4 protein-coding genes are annotated in these 4,660 nt (G+C 65.9%); all 4 read left to right on the top strand.

Translation table 11 applies throughout. The annotated features are described in order from the left end of the window. Positions 1–349: glutamate--cysteine ligase (locus ACN4F8_RS22695; protein WP_419475648.1), on the top strand; the 349-nt coding region annotated here is incomplete at its 5' end. Positions 350–481: 132 nt separating this feature from the next. Next, on the top strand, positions 482–2,350 hold the full coding sequence (locus ACN4F8_RS22690) for a potassium transporter Kup (protein WP_419475647.1): 1,869 nt from the start codon (positions 482–484) through the stop codon (positions 2,348–2,350). 105 nt (positions 2,351–2,455) lie between these two features. Continuing rightward, positions 2,456–3,643: a benzoate/H(+) symporter BenE family transporter gene (locus ACN4F8_RS22685; protein ID WP_419475646.1), complete on the top strand. Its 1,188-nt coding sequence runs from the start codon at positions 2,456–2,458 to the stop codon at positions 3,641–3,643. Next, entirely contained in the window at positions 3,640–4,584 is a 945-nt protein-coding gene (gshB, locus tag ACN4F8_RS22680; RefSeq protein ID WP_419475645.1) for a glutathione synthase, read from the top strand. The genes ACN4F8_RS22685 and gshB overlap by 4 nt, the downstream gene beginning before the upstream one ends. Positions 4,585–4,660 lie beyond the last annotated feature (76 nt).

Here is a 4,660-nt window from a genome sequence, read left to right as displayed (position 1 = left end):
GGGCGGTCAGTCGGTGAGCGAGGTGATCATTCAAGAGGGTGTGCAGACCAACGAGCGCATCAACAGCGCGGTGGCCGAGCCGGTGGTCTACATGATGGACCGCTACGTGGTGGGCGGTTTCTACCGGGTGCACGCCGATCGCGGCGTGGACGAAAACCTCAACGCCCCCGGCTCCAGCTACGTGCCGCTGGCCTTCGAGCAGAGCGCGCAGTTGCCGCAACCCGGCGTGAAGCCCGGCGCGAGCGTGCCCAACCGCTTCTACATGTACGGCGTGATCGGCCGCCTGGCCATGCTGGCGGCCAGTTACGAGATTGAGGCCACCGACCCGGACGCCGAGGTCTACGAGTGAGTTGCTGCAATGCAACATTGATCGCGGGCGCTGCGGTTTAGACCGCTCACCCGGCAGACAAGGCGCTGCGGGCAGGCGCAAAATCGCGTTCCCAAGACAATGAACCCCGTGCCAACAGGCCGGGGTTGTTTCGTGTCAGCTTCCAAATCGTCTCTCACGGCGCTCACCCTGGGCGCCATCGGTGTGGTCTACGGCGATATCGGCACCAGCGTGCTGTACGCCGTCAAAGAGGTCTTCGGATCCGGCCATGTCCCGTTCACCCACGCCAACGTCTACGGCGTGCTGTCCATCCTGTTCTGGACGCTCACCGTCATCGTCTCGCTGAAGTACGTGGTGCTGGTGCTGCGCGCCGACAACCACGGCGAGGGCGGCCTGATCGCCATGCTGGCGCTGGCCTCCACCGCGGTGAAAGACCGGCCCGAGCTGCGCCAGACCTTGCTCGCCATCGGCATCTTCGGCACTGCGCTGTTTTACGGCGACGGCGTCATCACCCCGGCCATCTCGGTGCTCTCGGCGGTTGAAGGTCTTGAAGTCATTTCTCCTGCGTTCCGCCAGTACGTGGTGCCGATCACGCTGGTCGTGCTGTTCGCGCTGTTCGCGGTGCAAAAGCGCGGCACCGGCGGGATCGGCAAGTTCTTCGGCCCGATCACGGTGGTGTGGTTCCTCACCATCGCGAGCCTGGGTGTGGTGCAGATCGTGGACCACCCCGAAATTCTGGCCGCGCTCAGCCCGCACCACGCGCTGCGCTTCATGTGGCAGCAGCCGGGCACCACCTTCATCATCCTGGGTGCGGTGGTGCTGTGCGTCACCGGGGCCGAAGCGCTCTACGCCGACCTGGGCCACTTCGGCAAAAAGCCGATCCGCCTGGCCTGGTTTCTGGTCGTCATGCCCTGCCTCACGCTGAACTACTTTGGCCAGGGCGCGCTGCTGCTGGCGCGGCCCGAGGCGGTGACGAACCCGTTCTTCAACATGGCGCCCGACTGGGCCCTGTTGCCGCTGGTGCTGCTCGCCACCATGGCCACGGTGATCGCTTCACAGGCGCTGATCACCGGCGCCTTCAGCGTGACCAAGCAGGCCATGCAACTCGGCTATCTGCCGCGCCTGCAGGTGCAGCACACCAGCGAACACGACACCGGCCAGATCTACATGCCCTTCGTCAACTGGGGTCTGTTTGCCGCCATCGTGCTGGCGGTGGTGATGTTCAAGTCGTCCACCAACTTGGCCGCGGCCTACGGCATCGCCGTCACGCTGGACATGCTGATCACCACCGTGCTCACCTTCTACGTGATCCGCTACGGCTGGAAATACCCGCTGTGGTTGTGCGTGGCCGCCACCGGTTTCTTCTTTGTGGTCGACCTGGCCTTCTTCACCTCCAACCTGCTCAAGCTGTTTGCGGGCGGCTGGTTTCCGCTGCTCATTGGTGGTGTGGTGTTCACGTTCATGATGACCTGGAAGCGAGGGCGCAGCCTCATGGCCGAGGCCCAGCAGGCCGAAGCGCTGGACCTGCCGAGTTTTCTGGAAGCGGTGTTCGTGAGTGCGCCGGTGCGTGTGGCCGGCACCGCCGTGTTCCTCACCGCCGAGCCTGGCACGGTGCCCAACGCGATGCTGCACAACCTCAAGCACAACAAGGTGCTGCACGAGCAGAACCTGTTTGTGACCGTGCGCAGCCACGAGGTGCCGTGGATCGCATCCGGGCAGCGCCTGCAGATCGACCCGCTGGGGCACGATTGCTGGGCGGTGACCTTGAACTACGGTTTCAAGGACGAGCCCGACGTGCCCAAGGCGCTGCAGCTCATGCGCGGCCACGGCTGCGAGATGGAGTCCATGACGACCAGCTACTTCCTCTCTCGCGACGTCGTCACGCCCACGCTGGGCGGCGGCATGGCGCCGTGGCGCGAAAAGCTGTTTGCCCAGATGCACCACAACGCCAGCGCGGCCGCGCAGTTCCTGCACTTGCCGAACAACGCGGTGATCGAGCTCGGCTCGAAGATAGAGATTTAGGCCCCCACGCTCCGCCGCTGCGCGGGTCGCAGCCCCCCGGGGGGGCTGATCCGGCTTGGGGCGGCCCGGCGCCGGATCGTCTGGCCTTCTGGGCAAAATCGCCCGATGCCGTTTTTCAAAGACCTCAACCTCTCCGCCGCCACCGCCGGCTTCGTCGCGGTGCTGGTGGGCTTCACCAGCTCGGTGGCGATCGTGTTCCAGGCGGCGCAAGCGTTCGGCGCAACGCCTGCGCAGATCACCTCGTGGATGTGGGCGCTCGGTCTGGGCATGGGCCTGTGCTCGGCCATTCCTTCGCTCGTGCTCAAGCAGCCGGTCATGGTGGCGTGGAGCACGCCGGGCGCGGCGGTGCTGGCCACGGCGGGTCTGGCGGGTGGTTTCTCCATGGCCGAGGCCATCGGCGCCTTCATGGTCTGCGGTGCGCTCATCACGCTGGCGGGCGCCACTGGCTGGTTCGAGCGGGTGATGAACAAGATTCCGATGGCGCTGGCTTCCGCGCTGCTGGCCGGTGTGCTGGCACGCTTTGGTCTGCAGGCGTTTGCCGCTGCGCAGACCGCGCTGGTGCTGGTGGTGCTGATGCTGTTGGCGTATCTGCTGGGCAGGCGCCTGGCGCCGCGTTACGCGGTGGTGATCACGCTGCTGGTGTCGGTGGCCTATGTGGTGTTGCGTGGCCAGTTCAACACCGGCTCGCTCACGCTGGAGCTCGCCATGCCGGTGTTCACCCCGCCGGTGTTCACGCTCGCTGCGCTCACCAGCCTGGCGCTGCCGCTCTTCGTGGTGACCATGGCCTCGCAGAACCTGCCGGGTGTGGCGGCCATCCGCGCAGCGGGTTACGACATGCCGATCTCGAAAATCATCACGCTCACCGGCGTGGCCACGCTGGTGCTCGCGCCGTTTGGCGCCTTCGCGCTCAACCTCAGCGCCATCACCGCGGCCATCTGCATGGGCCCCGAGGCACACCCCGACCCGAAGAAGCGCTACACCGCCGCCGTGGCCTGCGGCGCCATTTACGTGCTCATCGGCCTGTTTGGCGCAGCCGTCACCGGCCTCTTGATCGCCTTCCCGCGCGAGCTGGTGCTGGCCATTGCCGGCATCGCGCTGCTGGGCAGCATTGGCGGGGGACTGCATGCGGCCCTGAAAGACGACACGCACCGCGAAGCCGCGCTCATCACTTTTCTGGTCACGCTCAGCGGCGTGGTGATTGCCGGCATCGGCTCGGCCTTTTGGGGCGTGGTGGCCGGCGCCCTGGCGCTGTTTGTGCAACAGTACGGCCTTCGTTCGAAAAGCAAGCCATGAACATCCTTTTTGTCGCCGACCCGCTGGTCACCTTCAAGACCTACAAAGACACCACCTTCGCGATGATGCGCGAGCTGCAGAAACGCGGCCACACGCTGGCCGCCTGCGAGCCGCAGCACCTGCAATGGCAGACCGGCCACCCCGTGAGCGCGCTGGTGCGCCGCATCGAGCTCACCGGTGCTGCCGACGACTGGTACCGCGTGTTGCACCAGGGCCGCGAAGCGCTGCACACGTTTGATGCCGTGCTGATGCGCAAGGACCCGCCGTTCGACAGTGAATTTTTCTACGCCACGCACCTGCTGGAGCAGGCCGAGCGCGAGGGCGCCAAGGTGTTCAACAGCCCACGCGCGCTGCGCGACCACCCGGAAAAACTCGCGCTCATGGAGTTCGCGCGGTACGCGCCGCCCACGCTGGTGACGCGCTCGCCCGAAGCCATCCGCCACTTCCACGCCGAGCACAAAGAGATCATCCTGAAGCCGCTCGACGGCATGGGCGGCATGGGCATCTTCCGCGTCGGTCCCGATGGCATGAACCTGGGCTCCATCACCGAAACGCTCAACCAGGGTGGCGCCACCAGCGTGATGGTGCAGGCTTATCTGCCCGCCATCGTGGACGGTGACAAACGCCTGCTGCTCATCGGCGGCCAGGTCGCACCCTTCGTGCTGGCGCGCATTCCGCAGGGCAGCGAGATCCGCGGCAACCTGGCCGCTGGCGGCAAGGGTGTGGCCCAGCCGTTGAGCGACACCGACCGCGCCATCGCCGAGGCCATCGCACCCCTGCTTGCCTCTCGCGGCCTGCTGCTGGTGGGGCTGGACATGATCGGCGACAAGGTGACGGAAATCAACGTCACCAGCCCGACCTGCTTTCAGGAGATCCAGCAGCAGACCGGGTTTGATGTGCCGGCGATGTTTGTCGACGCGCTTGAAAAGGCCATGGTGTGAGCGACGAGGCGCCCAAGGCACAAGCTCGAAACCCGCTGCACGGGTTGACGCTGGAGGCCATCGTCACCGCGCTGGC

The sequence above is a fragment of the Hydrogenophaga sp. genome, from assembly GCF_048549895.1.
Classification (GTDB): domain Bacteria; phylum Pseudomonadota; class Gammaproteobacteria; order Burkholderiales; family Burkholderiaceae_C; genus Hydrogenophaga.
Note: the sequence above shows the minus strand (reverse complement) of the source record. Positions and strands in the feature narration are given on the sequence as shown.